Here is an 18,325-nt window from a genome sequence, read left to right as displayed (position 1 = left end):
CTTGCGATGATGCGGCTCAAGTGAACCTGTGAAACCCGCGACAGGCGCCTCTCACTGCGAGACCTCATGAACCACAGCATTGACCAAAGCCATCGCGACCCGGACCTGTTCGGTCTGCTGTACGGTTTCAGTTTTCGTCCCGGCGAACGCGGCCGGGAAATCGACTCGGCCATGGCGTTGCGGTGTCTGCAGCAACCGGGCGACAGCGATGAATTTCTCTGGCTGCACCTGAACCTCGCCCACGCCGCGTGCGAGCGCTGGATGAAAAGTCATCTGGAATTGCCCGACGAGTTTTTCGAAGCCTTGCATGAAGGCTCGCGTTCGACGCGCATCGAGCATGTCGATTCGGCGTTGCTGGCGGTGGTCAACGACGTGGTGTTCAACCTCAGCAGCATGGTCTCCTCGGACGTGTCGACGCTATGGGTGTGCGCCCGCAGCCGGCTGATCATCAGCGCGCGCCTGCAACCGCTGCACTCGGTGGACAAGTTGCGTTCGTCGGTGAAGGCCGGTGAATGCTTTCGCTCGCCGCTGGAATTACTGGTGCATTTGCTGCGCGACCAGGGCGAGGTGCTGACGCAGATCGTGCGCAAGACCAGCCAGAGTGTCGATCAGATCGAAGATGAATTGCTGTCCTCGCGGCTGTCGACCAACCGCGCGGAGCTGGGCGCCAATCGCCGGGTGCTGGTGCGCTTGCAACGGTTGCTGGCGCTGGAGCCGGGCTCGTTGCTGCGCCTGCTCAATCGCCCGCCGCAATGGCTGCAGAAGGAAGACGTGAAGGAGCTGCGCAAGTCCACGGAGGAGTTTGCGCTGATCATCAACGACCTGACGGCGCTGGGTGAACGGATCAAGCTGTTGCAGGAAGAGATTGCCGCCAACCTCAACGAGCAAAGCAACCGCACGCTGTTCACCTTGACCGTGGTCACGGTGCTGGCGTTGCCGATCAACATCATTGCCGGTTTCTTCGGCATGAACGTGGGTGGCGTACCGCTGTCCCAGGACCCGGAGGGGTTCTGGATTCTGGTGGCGCTGGTGGCAACGTTTACGGTGATTGCGGGGCGTTGGGCGTTTCGTAAGCGTCAGGATTATTGAGCACTGCTTCCGAAGTAAATTAGATCAACGGAACGACAAAAAACCCAAACACTGACTTAACGCAGCCTTCCCGTAACATTTGGCAACGATCATGACGGACACACTTCCCTCCTCAGGATTGTCCGGCATGGCTACTCCTTCCTTCACCGCTGCCCAGGCGCCCGTCAGCAGCGCCAGACCGCAGCTCGACAAGAAACCCAGCCTGTTCACCCTGGTGATTTTCTTCGGCGGGTTGGCCAGCGGGTTGTTGTTCACCGCGTACAGCCTGATGCACGACATGAACGAACTCGGCACGGTAGTCACCACCTGGACGCCGTTTCTGTTGCTGGGCGTGGCGCTGCTGATCGCGCTGGGCTTTGAGTTCGTAAACGGTTTCCACGACACCGCCAACGCGGTGGCCACGGTGATTTACACCAACTCGATGCCACCGAATTTCGCGGTGGCCTGGTCCGGATTCTTCAACTTCCTCGGGGTGTTGCTCTCCAGCGGTGCGGTGGCGTTCGGCATCATCGCCCTGCTGCCGGTGGAGCTGATCCTGCAAGTCGGGTCGTCCGCCGGGTTCGCGATGATTTTCGCCCTGCTGATCGCCGCGATTCTGTGGAACCTCGGCACCTGGTGGCTGGGCTTGCCGGCGTCGTCGTCGCACACCCTGATCGGTTCGATCATCGGTGTCGGCGTGGCCAATGCACTGATGCACGGTCGCGATGGCACCAGCGGCGTGGACTGGGCGCAGGCCACCAAGATCGGTTATGCCTTGCTGCTCTCACCACTGGTCGGCTTTGGTTTTGCCGCGTTGTTGCTGCTGGCGTTGCGCGCCTTCGTCAAGAATCGCGCGTTGTACAAGGCGCCGAAAGGCAACACGCCGCCACCGTGGTGGATTCGCGGCATGCTGATCGTGACCTGCACCGGCGTATCGTTTGCCCACGGTTCCAACGATGGCCAGAAAGGCATGGGCCTGATCATGCTGATTCTGGTCGGCACGCTGCCAATGGCTTACGCGCTGAACCGCACCATGCCGGCCGATCAGGCCTTGCAGTTCGCCGCCGTCGCCGAAGTCACCCAACAAGCGCTGGTGAAAAGTTCGCCGCTGCCGGCACCGGCCGACCCGCGTTTGGTGCTGTCCGAATATGTGGGCAGCAAGGAAGCCACGCCGCAACTGATCCCGGCACTCGCTGCGCTCACCGGCAGGATTGGCGCCGAGGTCAAGGGTTATGGCTCGTTGTCCAAAGTGCCCGCCGAAGCCGTGGGTAACGTGCGTAACGACATGTACCTGACCAGCGAAACCATTCGCCTGATGGAGAAGAACAAGGTCGGTAACTTCGACGCTGACACCAGCGGCAAGCTGCAACTGTTCAAGCAACAGATCGACAACTCGACGCGGTTCATTCCGCTGTGGGTAAAAATCGCAGTGGCGATTGCGCTGGGCCTGGGCACCATGGTCGGCTGGAAGCGCATCGTGGTCACGGTCGGCGAGAAAATCGGCAAGACCCACCTGACCTACGCCCAAGGTGCCTCGGCGGAAACCGTGGCCATGCTGACCATCGGCGCGGCTGACATGTTCGGGCTGCCGGTCTCCACCACCCACGTACTGTCTTCGGGGGTGGCCGGGACCATGGTTGCCAACGGCGGAGGGTTGCAGATGAAGACCATCCGCAACCTGCTGATGGCCTGGGTGCTGACCTTGCCGGCGGCGATTCTGTTGTCGGGCAGCTTGTATTGGTTGTTCACCCAAATTTTCTAGCTTCAACACACAACCCTGTAGCAGCGGGCTTCACCAGCTGCTACAGGGTTTTTTATCGCCCTATGGAAAGCATTTCGTCGCAAATTCAGGGGATTGCGATTTTATTGATCCGCCACCCGCCGGATTGCACTTCAGTTTGCTAACGTGTGGCCGACTCTTAAGAGACTCGATGCATTCAGGAGTGGAATCGTGAATCTGTACATCAATCAGCTTCAACAGAAAGCTGACTTCAAAGAAGCCATCTACGCCGGCGACATCTTCCTGAACACTCAGCTGCGCGCGGCCAAAGAGCTATGTGCGTTCGCCCAGGAAAGCATCACCGCTGCCTTCGACGGCGAGACCAATCACCAGGCGCTGCACACGCTGATGCCGGTGGAAGAATTCGTGGTACTGGTGACGCGCCTCAAGGGCCAGTTCACCAACAGCCTGCGCGTCAAGGAATTGATCCTGTCGTTCATCGACGAGATTGGCGTCGACCCGCGTGAGTACATTTTCGACGTGCCGCGCATTCGCGTGGTGCCGAACTATGACTACCTGCACGCCGGTGTCAGCTATGCCTACAAACCGCATCGCGATACCTGGTACGGCAGCGTCGATTGCCAGATCAACACCTGGATGCCGGTGCACACCATCCGCCCCGACCAGACCATGATGATCAACGCCGGCTACTTCGACGTGCCGGTGAAGAACACCTCCAGCGAATGGAGCCTCAACGACTGGATCAACAACCAGCGGCACAAGGCCAAGGACAACCTCAAGGAGGAAGTCCGCGTGCACCCGGTGCCACTGGAGGCGATCAACACCGCGTCCGAAGTGCGCATCGCCGGCAACACCGGCGAGATGCTGATTTTCTCCGGCTCGCACCTGCACGGCACGGTCGCCAACCACACCGAACAAACCCGCTTCAGCGTGGATTTCCGCCTGATGCACCTCGACGACCTCAAACACAAGCGTGGCGCGATCAATGTCGACAGCGCCTGCCCTGATGTTGGCGCAGGCTTCAAAGACTATTTCCACGCCCACGACTTTTCTAATTTCCAAGGAATCGAAGCATGACCAAGCGTCGCATCACGCCCGCCGAGGCCCAGTACAACGAAACCCGTGCCAACGTTCTGAAACGGGTCGATGCCGAGTACGTGGCCGACGCACCGTTCGTCTTCGCCAACCGCATCGGCGTGACCGCTGCCCTGTCGCGTATGGAACTGTTCAAAAAAGTCGCTGAAGTACCGGGCGCGATCATCGAGTGCGGTGTGTACAAAGGCAACTCGCTGATGCTGTACATGCACTTGTCGATGATTCTCGAACCGTACGCGATCAACCGTTCGATCATTGGCTTCGACACCTTCGAAGGCTTCCAGAGCATCGACAAGAAAGAAGACCCGGCCGACGTCAACGAGACCATGTTCTCCGACACCGACCAATCGCTGATCCAGGACATGATCGACGCCAACGACCTGCTGCGCCCGGTCAACCGCATCCCGCGTTGCGAGTTGGTCAAGGGCGACATCGTCAAGACCGTGCCGGAGTGGGTCAAGACCCGTCCGGACCTGGTCGTGGCCATGCTGATCCTCGACACCGACCTGTACGAATCGACCAAAGTTGCGCTGGAAACCTTCCTGCCGTACATGCCAAAAGGCGCCATCGTGGTGCTGGACGAAGTCGCTTACCGCAACTTCCCGGGCGAAACCAAGGCCCTTCGTGAAGTGCTCGACCTGAACAAGATCGAACTCAAGCGTCTGCCGTTTGATAGCTGCGTAGGTTATTTCCACGTCTGACGCAGCCCTGAACTGAAATGCAACCACTGTGGGAGCGAGCCTGCTCGCGATGGGGCCTTCACATTCAACATCACTGTTGACTGAGCTACCGCTTTCGCGAGCAGGCTCGCTCCCACAGGGGCACGGGTTGTTCTTCAGGTTGTGGACTGGATGACGTTTGCCAGCCAGTCCATGAACACTCTGACCCGCAACGGCAAATGCCGTTGCCGGGCATAGAGCAGCGACACCTCCATCGACGGCGCATTCAACTGAGGCAGCACTGCCACCAGCTCACCGCTGAGCAAGTGCGATTGCATGCCCTTGAGCGGCGCCTGAATCAAACCGAATCCCCCCAGGCACGCTGCTTCATAAGCGTCGGTGCTATTCACCGTGACGCTGCCCGCCATCGGCAAGCGATGCAGCTTGCCGTCGACCTCATACAGAAAACCCTCCGAACGCGAACCCAGGACGCCGACGTAATGCACCAGTCGATGCCGGGTCAGGTCCGCAAGGCTTTCCGGCACGCCGTAGCGCTGCAAGTAAGCGGGACTGGCGCAATTGACCATCGAAAAATCACACACGCGACGCGCGACCACCGACTGATCCGGTTGCACGCCGACCCGCACCACGCAATCAAAACCTTCCCGTTGCAGGTCGACCCGGCGATCGGTGGTGCTGATTTCCAGCTCCAGGTTGGGGTGCAGCGCCATGAACTCCGGCAAGCGCGGCAACACCATCTGGCGGCCAAGAAAGTTCGGCATATCGAAGCGAATCCGCCCGGTGAGCGAAGCCGCGTCCTGGCGAAACAGCCCTTCGATTTCATCCATGTGCGACAGCAAGTCCTTACTGCGCTCGTACAACACCAAGCCGTCCTGAGTCGCCTGAACCCGGCGCGTGGTGCGTTGCAGCAAGCGGGTGCCTAACAGCGTTTCCAGCGCCTGAACGTGCTCGGAGACGGTGGAGCGTGGCAACCCCAGGCTCTCGCCGGCAAGGGTAAAGCTCGACATCTCGCTGACGCGAACGAAGGTGCGCAGCAATTCCAGTTTGTTCATGGTGACGACCTTCTATTGTTCGGCTGAACCGACCAGTGATTCCAATTTCACTCTGTTTATCACCGCAGGGCGGATAAATAAACTTCCTTCACACCGTTACTCCCCCCCTGAGGAAGTCCCATGAACCGCAAAATCGCACTGATCACCGGCGCCAGCCGCGGCCTCGGCAAAAACGCCGCCCTGCACTTGGCCGCCCAAGGCGTCGACGTCATCGGCACCTACAACAGCAAGGCTGATGAAGCCCAAGCCCTGGTCGCAGAAATCGAAAGCCTCGGCGGTCGCGCCGCCATGCTGCAACTGGACGTCAGCCAGAGCGAGCGCTTCGCTGATTTTGCCACGCAGGTGGCCGAGGTCTTGCGCAGCCATTTTGATCGCCAGCACGTCGACTTCTTGCTCAACAACGCCGGCATCGGTGTGTATGCGAACTTCGCCGACACCACCGTCGAGCAGTTCGACCTGCTGATGAACATCCATTTGAAAGGGCCGTTTTTCCTGACCCAGAAGTTGCTGCCGTTGCTGGCTGATGGCGGTCGCATCGTCAACGTGTCCAGCGGACTGACCCGCTTCAGCCTGCCGGGTTACGGCACTTACGCGGCGATGAAAGGCGCGATGGAAGTGCTGACGCGTTATCAGGCCAAGGAGCTCGGTGCGCGGGGCATCTCGGTGAATACGTTGGCGCCGGGCGCGATCGAAACCGATTTCGGCGGCGGCACCGTGCGCGACAACGCGCAGGTGAACCAAATGGTCGCCGCCAATACCGCACTGGGTCGCGTCGGTCTGCCGGACGACATCGGCGCCGTGATTGCGCTGCTGTTGGCACCGGGCAGCCAGTGGATCAACGGGCAGCGCGTCGAGGCGTCGGGCGGGATGTTTTTGTAAACAGCACTCATGCGAGCGGGCTGACGATCAGCCCGCTCAACGATCATCCTTCACATGAAGTGCGCATCACCCATCGCTCGCGCACCACGTCATATACCCAGTGGTAAACGTAGGTGTACGGCAGGAAAAACAGCAACACGCCGATATCCAGCAGGAATGCCTGCCACAAGCTGACGTTGAGCCACCAGGCGATCAGCGGCACGCCGACCGCAACCAACCCCCCTTCAAACAGCAGCGCATGGACGATTCGCGACCCAGCGTTGTGCGCAATCTCGAATCGCGCCAGCACGCGGTCGAAAATCCCGTTGAAGATCACGTTCCAGGCCAAGGCCAGTGCCGCAATGACCACGGTGACGACGCCCATGTCGAGCATCGGCTTGTCCATGATCCACGCCAGTAACGGGGTGCAGATCACGATGGCCAGCAGTTCAAAGCCGATGGCCTGGAAAATACGTTCAGTGATGGATTTGTTGGCGTTCATGAGCAGAACTCCCTGAGTGACTGTGGTTGCCATGATCCATCCTCACGCCGATACTTCATAACCAATAACCATCGATCAAGGCGATAGTTCATGGCGTCTCAGGAAGTGTTGCAAGCGTTTGTTCAAGCGGCGACCCAAGGCTCGTTTTCTGCGGCGGCACGCAAACTGGGGCGCAGTCAGTCGACCATCAGCGCGGCGGTGGCGAGCCTGGAGATCGATCTGAATCTGGTGCTGTTCGACCGCAGCAGCCGCAAGCCCACATTGACCCCGGCCGGGCACGTGATGTTGCAACGGGCCGAGGACATCCTCGCGGCCACCAGTCGCCTGGAAATGACCGCCAGCCAGTTGTCCCAAGGAGTTGAGCCGAAGCTGACCGTGGCGATTTCCGACACCTATCAGTCCGACCGCTTCGAAGCGGCGCTCAGTGCGTTCGAGCAGCGTTACCCGGACCTTGAGCTTGAATGCCTGATCGCCGAATGCGATGACCTGGTGGCGTTGGTGCAAAGCGGTCGGGCGCATGTGGCGTTCGCCGAGCAACAAGACAGTTACCCGCCGGATCTGGTCAGTTCGACGGTGCAGGAGCGCACGGAAATCGCTTTGTTCGTGTCTCGTGAGCATCCGTTGGCGACTCTGACCGGAATCGATCAGGAGCAGTTGCAGCAGCATCGGGAGCTGCGTCTGGCGACGATCGTCAATCCGTATGAAAGCCGTGCAAAGGGGCGCGTCTGGTCGGCACCGAGTTATTTGATGCTGCTGGAAATGGCTCAAGGTGGATTCGGCTGGGCGCCGTTGCCGCGATGGCTGGTGGGGCGTTTTGGTGCCGGGACGTTGCAGGAATTGAAGGTGCGCGGCTGGCCGAAGCCGCTGTTCGTCGATGCGCTGTGGTCGAGGCTGCATCCGCCGGGGCCGGCGGGGAGTTGGTTGTTGGGCAAGATGCTGGAATGAAGGTCCTGCGGACCTCATCTCGGGCAAGCCCGCTCCCACAGGTTTTGCGCTGAACCTGTGGGAGCGGGCTTGCCCGCGATGGGGCCCGCCAGATCGCCTCACTTTAAAGCCTTGATCCGCGCCTCGATAAACCGTCGCTCCGGCACTTGCTGCGTCAATTCCAGCGCCCGCTCATACGCCGCCCGCGCTTCCTCCACCCGTCCCAACTGCCGACAAAACTCCGCCCGCGCCGAATGCGCCAGGTGGTAATCCAGCAATTCGCCGCGATTCAGAATCCCTTCAACCAACATCAACCCCGCCAACGGTCCATCGCGCTTGGAGATCGCCGCCGCGCGATTCAGTTCAATCACCGGCGAAGGCACCGCCGCCAACAGCACCTCATACAAACCCGCAATCTGCGCCCAGTCCGTCTCCTGCGCCGTCATCGCTTCGGCATGCACCGCCGCAATCGCCGCTTGCAGACAGTACGGCCCGAATCGCCGCGTACTCAGCGCCCGCTCGATCAACGCGCAACCTTCGGCAATCAACCCGGCATCCCACAGCGAACGGTCCTGCTCATCCAGCACAATCAACTCGCCACTGGCCGATGTTCGCGCCGGGCGCCGTGACTCATGCAACAGCATCAGCGCCAGCAGGCCCATCACTTCGGGTTCGGGCAGCAACTCCATGACCAATCGGCCGAGCCGGATGGCCTCGCGGGTCAGGTCTTCCCGAGTCAGCTCGGTGCCGACGGACGCCGAGTAACCTTCGTTGAACACCAGGTAAATCACCCGTAGCACGCTGTCGAGACGCTCGGGCAACTCCGCCAGGGTCGGCACCTGATAAGGGATTTTCGCGTCGCGGATTTTCGCTTTGGCGCGCACGATGCGCTGGGCAATGGTGGCCGGCGCCGAGAGAAACGCCCGGGCGATTTCTTCGGTGGTCAGGTCGCAGACTTCGCGCAATGTCAGCGGCACTTGAGCATCCGCCGCGAGTGCCGGGTGACAGCAGGTGAAGATCAAACGCAGGCGATCGTCTTCCACGTCTTCGTCACTCCAGTCGGCCTGCTCCAGGGCTTCCAGTTGCGCGATCAGCATCGGTCGGGACGCGGCAAACCGCGCGCGCCGACGCAAGCCGTCGATCGCCTTGAAGCGCCCGGTGGACACCAGCCAGGCGCGTGGATTGTCCGGCACACCGTCACGCTGCCAACGCTCGACCGCGACGAAAAAGGCCTCGTGCAAAGCCTCCTCGGCCAGATCGAAATCACCGAGCAAACGGATCAGGGTCGCGAGGATCCGCCGCGACTCTTCGCGGTAAACCTGCTCGACCCGAGCCTTGACCGACACGTCAGCCATCAGTCCCGAATGCCTTCAGTCAACGGCGTCACCACAGGGACCTCCTTTTTTGTTGTGACTCAGGGATTCAATTGACGAACCGGTCGCACTTCGACGCAGCCGACCCGGGCCGCCGGAATGTCGCCGGCGACCTGGAGGGCTTCATTGAGGTCTTTGGCGTCGATCAGGTAGAAGCCGGCCAGTTGCTCCTTGGTTTCGGCGAACGGGCCGTCGGTGATCGACACTTTGCCGTTGCGCATACGCACGGTGGTGGCGGTCTGCACCGACTCCAGCGCTTCGGCGGCGAGCATGCGGCCGCTGCCCTGGATCGATTCGGCGTAGGCCATGCACTCGGCGTCCTTGGGGCTGTCGGGCAGTGAGTGCAACTCCTGTTCATTGCTGTAGACCAGGCATAAATACTTCATGGGGCTCTCCGGATCGAACTGATCAACTATGGCTGCAGTTTGGCGCGTGGGTGGCACTTCCCGACGATCAGGGCTCCAGGTTGAACAGCGCAGTGCCGCTCATCATGTCGAACGGGGCCGACCAGTGTTCGTGGACGATGCGCCATTGGCCGGCCTCGCGCCGATAGCAAGCGGTCACGCGCATCCAGCAGGCCTGGGTTTCACCCTGGTCGTTGGTGCCGCCGCAATGGGCCAGCCAATGGGCGAAGGCGATGTGCTCATCGGCCACGATGTTCATGTGGTCGAAGTCGAATTTATGCGCGCCCTGGCACATTTCCATGCATTCCAGCCAATGCGCGCGGTAAGCGGGCTTGCCGCGAAATTGCAGGGCCTTGACCGCGTCGTAGGAGACAAGGTCGTCGGCATACAGGGCCATGATTTTCTCGACATCCTTGGCGATCACCGCCTGGCGATAGGTGTCGATCAGGGTCTGGATTTCGTGTGTAGCCGTCATGATGGTTCTCCGTGGTTTTTGTTGTGAAGACACCCTTAGTCGCCTGGCAAGACGCCAAATCGACAGTCGAAATAAAAATAAACCATGGGCGCAAACTCGCTAGAATCCGAGGCTCATTTCTGTTGGAAAAAGGACACTCCAGTGACAGCCCGACTCGTGCCTTACGAAACCCTGAACGCGCACCAGTGCCAGCAGGTCGAGGCCATCGAAGTTCATCAGGAACAGATCAGGTTCTCCGGCGACATCCACGGTGCGTTGCACACCCTGCTGTCCAAACCCGGCCCCGGCGTTAAGGGATTTGCCCTGCTGGTCGAGGATGTTCCGGTGGCTTTCCTGCTGCTCAAACGCCCGCCGGTGCTGCCCGCCTGGGCCGACGAACACAGCGCCACCCTGCATGCCCTGCAAGTTGACCAACGTCATCAAGGCAAAGGTTATGGCAGGGCCTGCCTGCAAGCCCTGCCCGACGTGGCGCGCGAGGCCTTTCCCGAAATCAGGGCGCTGGAGTTGTCGGTGGATGCGGACAACGAGGCTGCCATTGCGCTGTATGCCAAATTCGGCTGGGTCGACAGCGGCGAAGCCTACAAGGGCCGGATCGGTTACGAACGGCGCATGGGCCTGATTTTCTGAGGTGGTTATGCTCGACAGCATCGAAGCACTGGAAGCAATCTACGGCCTGCCCCACGAACGCGCCGTGCGCAAGCAAATCGCCTTTCTGAACGAGGACTATCAAGCGATGGTTCGCGCCTCGCCGCTGGTGATCATCAGCTCCGTCGGCCCCGACGGCCTGGACGGCTCACCGCGCGGCGACACACCGGGTTTTGTGCGAATCATCGATGAGCGCACCCTGGCGATCCCGGATCGCCCGGGCAACAACCGCATCGACACGCTACGCAATGTGGTGCTCGACTCGCGGGTGTCGCTGCTGTTCATCATCCCGGGGATCGGCGAGACGTTACGGGTCAACGGCACGGCGCAGATCAGCGATGAACCGGGGTTACTGGAAAGCTTCGCGGTCAACGGCAAACCGGCGCGCACGGTGATGCTGGTGACAGTGGAGGCGGCGTTTTTCCACTGTTCGAAAGCGATGGTGCGTTCGGATGTGTGGAACCCCGAGAAGCACCTGGATCGCTCGGCGCTGCCGACGGCGGGGGCATTTCACAAACGCTTGAATGACGGGCAGTTTGATGCCGAGACGTATGACCGCGAAGCACCGGCCCGAGTGCGGGACAGTCTCTACTGACACGACGCCTGACACTGTGGGAGCGAGCAGGCTCGCTCCCACAAGGATCTTCAGTGGTCGCTGGATCCGTTACAACGCCAACACCATCTCATGCCACGCCATCCCGCCGTGGTCTGACGCGGAAGGTTTGACGTAGGCAAACCCGAATCCGGCATACAGCGGAATATGCCGTTCCTTGCACATCAGGTTGATGCTGGTCTTGCCTAACGCACGCATGCGCTCGATGAACTCGCCCATCAAGCGTTTCGCCAAACCCTGCCCCTGATAATCCGGATGCACCACCACCGACATGATCACCACATGCGGGCCGGCCGCGTCGTGGCCGATCAGCTCCTTGAACGCTTCGTCGGACATCTCCACCTGATACGCCGCCCCGGAATTGATGAAACCGGCGACCACGCCGTCCACCTCGGCGACGATAAACCCCTCGGGCCAGGTGGCGATGCGGGTGGCTATTTTTTCTCGGGTGGCGGCTTCGTCGCCTTCGTAGGCAACGGTTTCGATGGCGTAGCAGCGGTCCAGATCAGCGGGCAGGACGTTTCGGATGACAGGGTTCGACGAGTTCATGGCAGAACAGCAACCTTGGGGCAAGTGAGATGACAGAGTATCGCTCGCCAATTCTAACAACACTTGCCGGCCCTCGAATGCCCGACACCCGGCACTCGTACGACAAGGCCTGGCGCTGCAACCAGCACCTGCCCTTCTCTACAGCCCCACCAAACGATAACCCACCTGCAATTCGGTGATGAAATGCTGCGGCTGGGCCGCATCGGCCTCGAGTTTTTGCCGCAGGTGCGCCATGTGCACCCGCAGATAGTGAGCACGATCAACGTAGTCCAGGCCCCACACTTCCAGCAGTAACTGGCGATGGGTCATGACCCGGCCTTGTCCGCGAATCAGCGCACACAGCAGGCGATACTCGATGGGCGTCAGATGGACCGATTGGCCCTCGCGCCGGACCTCGTGCGTGGCCAGGTCCACTTCGATCATGCCGAACGTCACCTTGCTGGTGACGGCGGCGGTCCCGTTCTGCACATGTCGACGCAACTGGGCGCGGATTCGCGCCAGCAACTCGGGCACGCCGAAGGGTTTAACCAGGTAATCGTCGGCACCCGCATCCAGCGCCGCCACTTTTTCCTCTTCACGATCACGCGCCGACAGCACCAGAATCGGCACCGTCATCCAGCCCCGCAGCTCGCTGATCAATTGTTTGCCGTCACCGTCGGGCAAGCCCAGATCGACAATCACCAGATCCGGTTGACGGCTGGCGGCGTGGATCAGGGCGCGCTTGACGTTGTCGGCTTCGAACACCTGAAAACCTTCATCCTGCAGCGCGATACCGATGAAACGGCGGATGTTGGCCTCGTCCTCGACAATGAGGATGCGTGCACTGGTCATAGCGATTCCATGGAAGGCGGGTGACCCGCCGGTAGAGTGATGACAAAGCGGATGCCCGAGGTGGCCTGGGGTTGCGCCTCGATGGTTGCGCCATGGGCCTGGATAATGCGTTTTGCCAGCGCCAGCCCAAGGCCGATGCCGGCCACGGCCGACTCCTGCTGACCCCGCGTGAACGGTTCGAACAAGCTTTGCGGCGTGCTGCCTTGAGGACAACCGGGGCCGGCGTCGATCACCTCCAGCACAATGCTGTCCTGCTCTTGCCGCGCGGCAACCTGCACCAGCGTTCCGGCCGGGGTGTACTTGGCGGCGTTGTCCAGCAGGTTGACCAGCACGCGCTCGATCAACAGCGCATCGACTTCCACCAAGGGCAACTGCGGCGACAGCGCTGTGCGCACGACATGCCGTGCCAACGGCTCGCGCAGTTGCCGCAACGCGCTGCCGACGATTTCCTCCAGCGAGTGCCATTGCCGGTTCAGGCGCACCCCGCGCTCCTGCATCCGGGCCATGTCCAGCAGGTTTTCGATCAACCGCTGCATGGAGCTGGCCTGATCGCGGATACCGCCCAGCAACTGTGTCAGCGGTCCGGGCGGCGCATGGGGCGTCGCCGCATCGGCCGCGCCGATAATGGTCGTCAGCGGCGTGCGCAGGTCATGAGAGATCGCGGCCAGCAGCGTATTGCGCATGCGCTCGCCCTCCATCTGCACCAGAGTGCTCTGCGCCACTTCGACGAAATGCACCCGCTCCAGCGCGATCGCCAGTTGGCTCATGCACGCTTCGAGCAAACGCTGTTCTTCAGGCTCGCTCAATCGCTCGGGTTCCGCCAGTTCGAGCACCAACACGCCACGTACGCGCATCGGCGCCTTCAACGGCAAATAGCGTCCTTGAGAGGCTGCCAGCGTATCGGTGCCCTGACCCGCGGGTTGGCCGTGGTCGTACACCCATTGGGCAATGCTTTCATCGATCGGGAATGCCCCGGCGCCACTGCAATGGACATTGTCTATAGCGTCCGGCAGCGCCAACCCGACACGCGCTTCAAACACGCCGCTGAAGGTGCGCAGCGCCACCTCGGTGATCTGCTCCACCGTCAGCGCCGCCGACAGGTCGCGCGCCAACCTTGCCAATGACGTCGCGCGCCGCTCACGGCCGGCAGCGGTGCGCGCCTCGTGACGCAGGCGGGCCGTCAGTTGACCGGTGATCAAGGCAATCCCCAGCATCAGGGCGAAGGTAAAGAAATATTGGGTGTCGTTGACCGTGAACGACCAGCGTGGCTGGACGAAGAAGAAATCAAAACACAGCACCGCCAGCATCGCCGCCCAGACACCCGGCCCGCGCCCGTAACGCAGGGCGACCAACACCACGGTGAGCAGAAACAGCATGACCACGTTGGCCAGATCAAACACCTGCAGCAACAAGGCGGCCACCGCCGTGGCGGAAAAACAGGCAAGGCTGGCCCACAGATACGCCGGAGCCCTGCTCGGCGGCAACGCTGCATCGGTGTTCAGCGCAACCGCTACCACGACGGGCAACGGGCCATGAGCGATGACAATCTGATCGATCTCGGGGTGACGACGGCTGATACGGTCACTGATCGACTGATGCCAGAATTGCCAAACCTTGCGCGGGTAATGCCCGAGCACCAGGCGGTTGGCGTTATGTTCACGGGCAAACGCCACCAGGGTCTCGGCCACGTCCATGCCTGACGGCGTGGCCGTGTCGGCGCCGAATTCAGCGGCCAGCGCGAGGGTTTTCATGGCGGCGGCATAGCGGTTCGCCCCCGCTTCACGGCGCTGAACCGAAGGCACATGGACGACAATCCAGTCCGCTTCAAGCTTTTGCGCCAGACGCGCCGCTTCCCGCACCAGACGCTCATCCGAAGGGTAACCCGCTACGCCCACCAGTAAACGCTCGCGCGCGGGCCAAACCGTGTTGATGGACCGCTCGCGGCGATAGTCGCGCATCTGTGCATCGACGCGATCGGCAGTACGCCGCAGCGCCAGTTCGCGCAAGGCCAGCAAGTTGCCTTTGCGAAAGAAATGCCGGGACGCACGCTCGGCCTGAGGCGGCAAGTAGACCTTGCCCTCCTTGAGACGGCGCAGCAGGTCATCGGGCGGCAGGTCGATCACCACCACTTCATGGGCATCGTCGAACAGATGATCGGGCACGGTCTCGCGCACCCGGATGCCGATGATCCCGCTGACGATATCGTTGAGACTTTCCAGGTGCTGGACATTGAGGGTGGTCCAGACGTCGATGCCGGCACGCAGCAGTTCTTCAACATCCTGCCAGCGTTTGGGGTGACGCGAACCGGGAACATTGCTGTGAGCCAGTTCATCCACCAGCAGCACCGCCGGACGTCGCGCCAGCGCGGCATCCAGATCGAACTCGCTGAGGGCACACTCGCGGTGCATCACGTTGTAGCGCGGCAGCAGTTCCAGACCGCTAAGCAGTTCCGCGGTTTCCCGACGGCCATGGGTTTCGACCACGCCCGCCACCAGGTCACGGCCCTGGGCCACTTCGCGCTGGGCCGCGGTGAGCATGGCGCAGGTTTTCCCCACCCCTGCATTGGAGCCGAAATAGATGCGCAATTTGCCGCGCAAGGCGGCCTGTTCGTCTTGTTGCAGCTTCTCCAGCAGCGCGTCGGGATCAGGGCGGCCGTCACGCGAAGCGGTGAACGTATCAGTTACGAGCATGGCAATCCTTTTCAACGGCACGGCGCCACAGAGGGCGCCGTGCAGTCAGTCCTTTCAAACCAGGCCAAGCCCGGCCAACAGCATGTCGATCACCTTGATCCCCGCGAACGGCACCAGCACACCACCGAGGCCATAGATCAGCAGGTTGCGATTGAGCAACGCCGCCGCGCCGATGGCTCGGTAGGTCACACCCTTGAGCGCCAGCGGGATCAGAAACACGATGATCAGGGCATTGAAGATCACCGCGCTGAGAATCGCCGAGTTCGGGCTGCTCAAGTGCATCACGTTCAGGGCACCCAGTTGCGGATAGGTCGCGACGAATGCGGCCGGTACGATAGCAAAATACTTGGCCACATCGTTGGCCACGCTGAAGGTGGTCAACGCACCGCGCGTCATGAGCATCTGCTTGCCGACTTCAACCACCTCGATCAACTTGGTCGGGTTGCTGTCCAGATCGACCATGTTGCCCGCTTCCTTGGCGGCCTGAGTCCCACTGTTCATGGCCACTGCCACGTCCGCCTGGGCCAGTGCCGGCGCATCGTTGGTGCCGTCGCCGGTCATCGCCACCAGCTTGCCCTGCGCCTGGTAGTCGCGGATCAGTTGCAGCTTGTCTTCCGGCCGGGCCTCGGCGAGAAAGTCGTCAACCCCGGCTTCCACGGCAATCGCTGCCGCCGTCAGGCGGTTGTCGCCGGTGATCATGACCGTCTTGATCCCCATGCGCCGCAGTTCGGCAAAGCGCTCCTTGATGCCCCCCTTGACCACGTCCTTGAGCTCGACCACGCCCAATGCCTGTTCACCCTCGCACACGACCAGCGGCGTACTGCCACGGCGCGAGACTTCATCGACCTTAATCTGCAATCCCGGCGGAAAGCTGCCGCCCAGCGCCTCGATGTGCTGGCGAATGGCATCTGCCGCGCCCTTGCGGATGCGCCGGCCACCGGCCAGATCGACGCCGCTCATGCGGGTTTGCGCGGTGAAGTGCACGAAGCTCGCCCCCAAGGCATTGAGGTCCCGCGCCCGCAGGTCGAACTTCTGCTTGGCGAGCACCACGATACTGCGGCCTTCCGGTGTTTCGTCGGCCAGCGAGGCCAGTTGCGCAGCGTCCGCCAGTTCCGATTCCTTGACGCCCGGCGCGGGCAGAAAAACGCTGGCCTGGCGATTACCCAAAGTAATGGTGCCGGTCTTGTCCAGCAGCAGGACGTCAACGTCACCCGCCGCTTCCACGGCTCGCCCGGAAGTGGCAATGACATTGGCCGACATCATCCGGCTCATGCCCGCCACACCAATCGCCGACAGCAGACCACCAATGGTCGTAGGGATCAGACAGACCAGCAGCGCCACCAGCACCGTTGCGCTGACCACGTCGCCGCCGCTCATGCCCACCGCGAACAACGAGTACGGGCCCAGGGTCACGATCACCAGCAAAAACAGAAAGGTCAGGCCGACCAACAGAATGGTCAGAGCCACTTCGTTGGGCGTCTTCTGGCGTTTCGCGGATTCGACCATGGAAATCATGCGATCCAGAAACGACTCGCCGGGATTGACGCTGATGCGCACCACCAGCCAGTCCGACAGCACTTTTGTGCCCCCGGTGACCGATGAAAAGTCGCCGCCCGCCTCGCGAATCACCGGTGCCGATTCCCCGGTAATCGCGCTTTCATCCACCGACGCCACGCCTTCGATCACCACGCCGTCGAGGGGCACCAGATCGCCCGCCTCGATCAACACCACGGCGTCCTTGAGCAGTTCACTGGAAGGCACTGGCCGCCAGGCGGAACCGTGGCGGGGTTGCTGCAACAGCTTGGCCAGGGTCTGGCGCTTCATCCCGCGCAGGCTGGCCGCCTGGGCCCGACTGCGGCCCTCGGCCAGGGCTTCGGCGAAGTTGGCAAACAGCACGGTGAACCACAGCCACAGCGTGATGCTGAGAATGAAACCACTGGGGGCTTCTCCCTTGCCGACCAGTGATTGCACCCACAACAGCGTGGTGAGGATGCTGCCCAGGTACACCACAAACATCACCGGGTTCTTCCACTGCGCCTGGGGTAGCAGTTTTTTGAAAGCATCCAGGCACGCCGTGAGCAACAACCCACGGTCAAACAAAGGCAAACGAGCTTGCTTACTCATGGTTGTTTCTCTTGTTCACTGGCCGCAAGGGATGGCTGATGCACAGGCGTCAAGGCATCCAGCGCGAGGTTGAGTTGCAGCACATTGACCCGGGGCTCGCCGAGCAAGCCAAAGGTGCGTTGCTCGGTGTGGGCGTTCACCAGTTTCAACAGATCGGCTTGCGGCAAGTGACGCAGGCGTGCGACGCGCGACGCCTGAATCTGTGCGTTGGCCACCGAGATGTGCGGGTCCAGGCCGGATGCCGACGCGGTGACCGCGTCCACCGGCACCTGTGCATCGGCTGCCAGGCCGTTCTGCTGGCGGTAGGTTTCGACACGCAGGGCCACGGCGTCGATCAACTTCTGGCTGGTCGGGCCAAGGTTGCTGGCGCCACTGGAACCGGCGTTGTATGGCTGTGCCACGCTCTTGCTCGGGTCCAGTGGGTCGGCGCCGAGGGTCATGCTCGGACGCCCCTGAAAATACTCGGGGCGAGTGAAATGCTGGCCGATCACCGCCGAACCGATCACCAACCCGTCCCGTTCAACCAGACTGCCCCTGGCCTGAAACGGGAACAGCACGTTGGCCACCAGCGTGGTGAACAACGGATACGCCAACCCGGTCAACAACATGAAGAACGCCGCCGAAATCAGCACCGGGCGCAACAGGCCGACAAACAGAAATCGCATCTTGGTTTGGGTTTGTACTTGAGTCATCACAGCCCC

At 61.5% G+C, this 18,325-nt stretch carries 18 protein-coding genes; 8 read left to right on the top strand and 10 right to left on the bottom strand.

Annotation, left to right across the window (positions count from 1 at the left end):
- The first annotated feature begins 66 nt into the window (after nt 1–66).
- The 4 genes from F8N43_RS18165 to F8N43_RS18150 all read left to right on the top strand — a co-directional run bounded on the left by F8N43_RS18165 (nt 67) and on the right by F8N43_RS18150 (nt 4,605).
- Entirely contained in the window at nt 67–1,089 is a 1,023-nt protein-coding gene (locus tag F8N43_RS18165) for a transporter (RefSeq protein WP_150633918.1), read from the top strand.
- Nucleotides 1,090–1,216: 127 nt separating this feature from the next.
- The gene (locus F8N43_RS18160; RefSeq protein ID WP_150654113.1) at nt 1,217–2,830 is read left to right on the top strand and encodes an inorganic phosphate transporter; all 1,614 of its coding nucleotides are present in this window, start codon (nt 1,217–1,219) and stop codon (nt 2,828–2,830) included.
- A 189-nt stretch (nt 2,831–3,019) separates the two neighbouring features.
- On the top strand, nt 3,020–3,886 hold the full coding sequence (locus F8N43_RS18155) for a hypothetical protein (RefSeq protein ID WP_008032558.1): 867 nt from the start codon (nt 3,020–3,022) through the stop codon (nt 3,884–3,886).
- Entirely contained in the window at nt 3,883–4,605 is a 723-nt protein-coding gene (locus F8N43_RS18150; RefSeq protein WP_007946102.1) for a TylF/MycF/NovP-related O-methyltransferase, read from the top strand. The genes F8N43_RS18155 and F8N43_RS18150 overlap by 4 nt, the downstream gene beginning before the upstream one ends.
- Nucleotides 4,606–4,739: 134 nt before the next feature.
- On the opposite strand, the gene F8N43_RS18145 is transcribed toward F8N43_RS18150, so the two are convergent.
- On the bottom strand, nt 4,740–5,636 hold the full coding sequence (locus F8N43_RS18145) for a LysR family transcriptional regulator (protein ID WP_150654112.1): 897 nt from the start codon (nt 5,634–5,636) through the stop codon (nt 4,740–4,742).
- A gap of 120 nt (nt 5,637–5,756) precedes the next feature.
- On the opposite strand from F8N43_RS18145, the gene F8N43_RS18140 reads away from it, so the two are divergent.
- On the top strand, nt 5,757–6,515 hold the full coding sequence (locus tag F8N43_RS18140; RefSeq protein ID WP_150633914.1) for an SDR family NAD(P)-dependent oxidoreductase: 759 nt from the start codon (nt 5,757–5,759) through the stop codon (nt 6,513–6,515).
- A gap of 43 nt (nt 6,516–6,558) precedes the next feature.
- Here F8N43_RS18140 and F8N43_RS18135 read toward each other — a convergent pair whose 3' ends face one another.
- A complete protein-coding gene (locus F8N43_RS18135) occupies nt 6,559–6,996 on the bottom strand; it encodes a multidrug/biocide efflux PACE transporter (protein ID WP_150633913.1) in 438 nt (145 codons plus the stop codon).
- 90 nt (nt 6,997–7,086) lie between these two features.
- Between F8N43_RS18135 and F8N43_RS18130 the strand changes: the two genes are divergently transcribed.
- A complete protein-coding gene (locus F8N43_RS18130) occupies nt 7,087–7,941 on the top strand; it encodes a LysR family transcriptional regulator (RefSeq protein WP_150633912.1) in 855 nt (284 codons plus the stop codon).
- A gap of 98 nt (nt 7,942–8,039) precedes the next feature.
- On the opposite strand, the gene F8N43_RS18125 is transcribed toward F8N43_RS18130, so the two are convergent.
- From F8N43_RS18125 to F8N43_RS18115, 3 genes are all read right to left on the bottom strand, one after another.
- Nucleotides 8,040–9,275 carry an RNA polymerase sigma factor gene (locus F8N43_RS18125; protein ID WP_150639847.1) on the bottom strand — a complete coding sequence of 412 codons (1,236 nt, stop codon included), beginning with the start codon at nt 9,273–9,275 and terminating at the stop codon, nt 8,040–8,042.
- A gap of 59 nt (nt 9,276–9,334) precedes the next feature.
- A complete protein-coding gene (locus F8N43_RS18120; RefSeq protein ID WP_150633910.1) occupies nt 9,335–9,679 on the bottom strand; it encodes a YciI family protein in 345 nt (114 codons plus the stop codon).
- Nucleotides 9,680–9,746: 67 nt separating this feature from the next.
- Nucleotides 9,747–10,172 carry a YybH family protein gene (locus F8N43_RS18115; protein ID WP_150654111.1) on the bottom strand — a complete coding sequence of 142 codons (426 nt, stop codon included), beginning with the start codon at nt 10,170–10,172 and terminating at the stop codon, nt 9,747–9,749.
- A gap of 141 nt (nt 10,173–10,313) precedes the next feature.
- Between F8N43_RS18115 and F8N43_RS18110 the strand changes: the two genes are divergently transcribed.
- Together F8N43_RS18110 and F8N43_RS18105 are read left to right on the top strand one after the other, a co-directional pair.
- Nucleotides 10,314–10,799 carry a GNAT family N-acetyltransferase gene (locus F8N43_RS18110; protein WP_150633908.1) on the top strand — a complete coding sequence of 162 codons (486 nt, stop codon included), beginning with the start codon at nt 10,314–10,316 and terminating at the stop codon, nt 10,797–10,799.
- A 7-nt stretch (nt 10,800–10,806) separates the two neighbouring features.
- Nucleotides 10,807–11,412 carry a pyridoxamine 5'-phosphate oxidase family protein gene (locus F8N43_RS18105; RefSeq protein WP_150633907.1) on the top strand — a complete coding sequence of 202 codons (606 nt, stop codon included), beginning with the start codon at nt 10,807–10,809 and terminating at the stop codon, nt 11,410–11,412.
- Between the two features lie 69 nt (nt 11,413–11,481).
- Here F8N43_RS18105 and F8N43_RS18100 read toward each other — a convergent pair whose 3' ends face one another.
- The 5 genes from F8N43_RS18100 to kdpC form a co-directional block, all read right to left on the bottom strand.
- Nucleotides 11,482–11,979, bottom strand: a complete 498-nt coding sequence (locus F8N43_RS18100; protein ID WP_150633906.1) for a GNAT family N-acetyltransferase — start codon at nt 11,977–11,979, stop codon at nt 11,482–11,484.
- A 138-nt stretch (nt 11,980–12,117) separates the two neighbouring features.
- Nucleotides 12,118–12,810, bottom strand: a complete 693-nt coding sequence (locus F8N43_RS18095; protein WP_150633905.1) for a response regulator — start codon at nt 12,808–12,810, stop codon at nt 12,118–12,120.
- Complete coding sequence (locus F8N43_RS18090) at nt 12,807–15,500, bottom strand: sensor histidine kinase (protein WP_150633904.1); 2,694 nt, start codon at nt 15,498–15,500, stop codon at nt 12,807–12,809. The genes F8N43_RS18095 and F8N43_RS18090 overlap by 4 nt, the downstream gene beginning before the upstream one ends.
- A gap of 54 nt (nt 15,501–15,554) precedes the next feature.
- The gene (gene kdpB / locus F8N43_RS18085) at nt 15,555–17,624 is read right to left on the bottom strand and encodes a potassium-transporting ATPase subunit KdpB (RefSeq protein WP_150633903.1); all 2,070 of its coding nucleotides are present in this window, start codon (nt 17,622–17,624) and stop codon (nt 15,555–15,557) included.
- Complete coding sequence (gene kdpC, locus F8N43_RS18080; protein ID WP_150639843.1) at nt 17,621–18,316, bottom strand: K(+)-transporting ATPase subunit C; 696 nt, start codon at nt 18,314–18,316, stop codon at nt 17,621–17,623. The genes kdpB and kdpC overlap by 4 nt, the downstream gene beginning before the upstream one ends.
- Nucleotides 18,317–18,325 lie beyond the last annotated feature (9 nt).

This window comes from Pseudomonas fluorescens (assembly GCF_902498065.1).
Taxonomy (GTDB): Bacteria; Pseudomonadota; Gammaproteobacteria; order Pseudomonadales; family Pseudomonadaceae; genus Aquipseudomonas; species Aquipseudomonas fluorescens_BJ.
The sequence above is the reverse complement of the archived record's forward strand: the minus strand, read 5'-3'. Positions and strand labels throughout refer to the sequence as shown.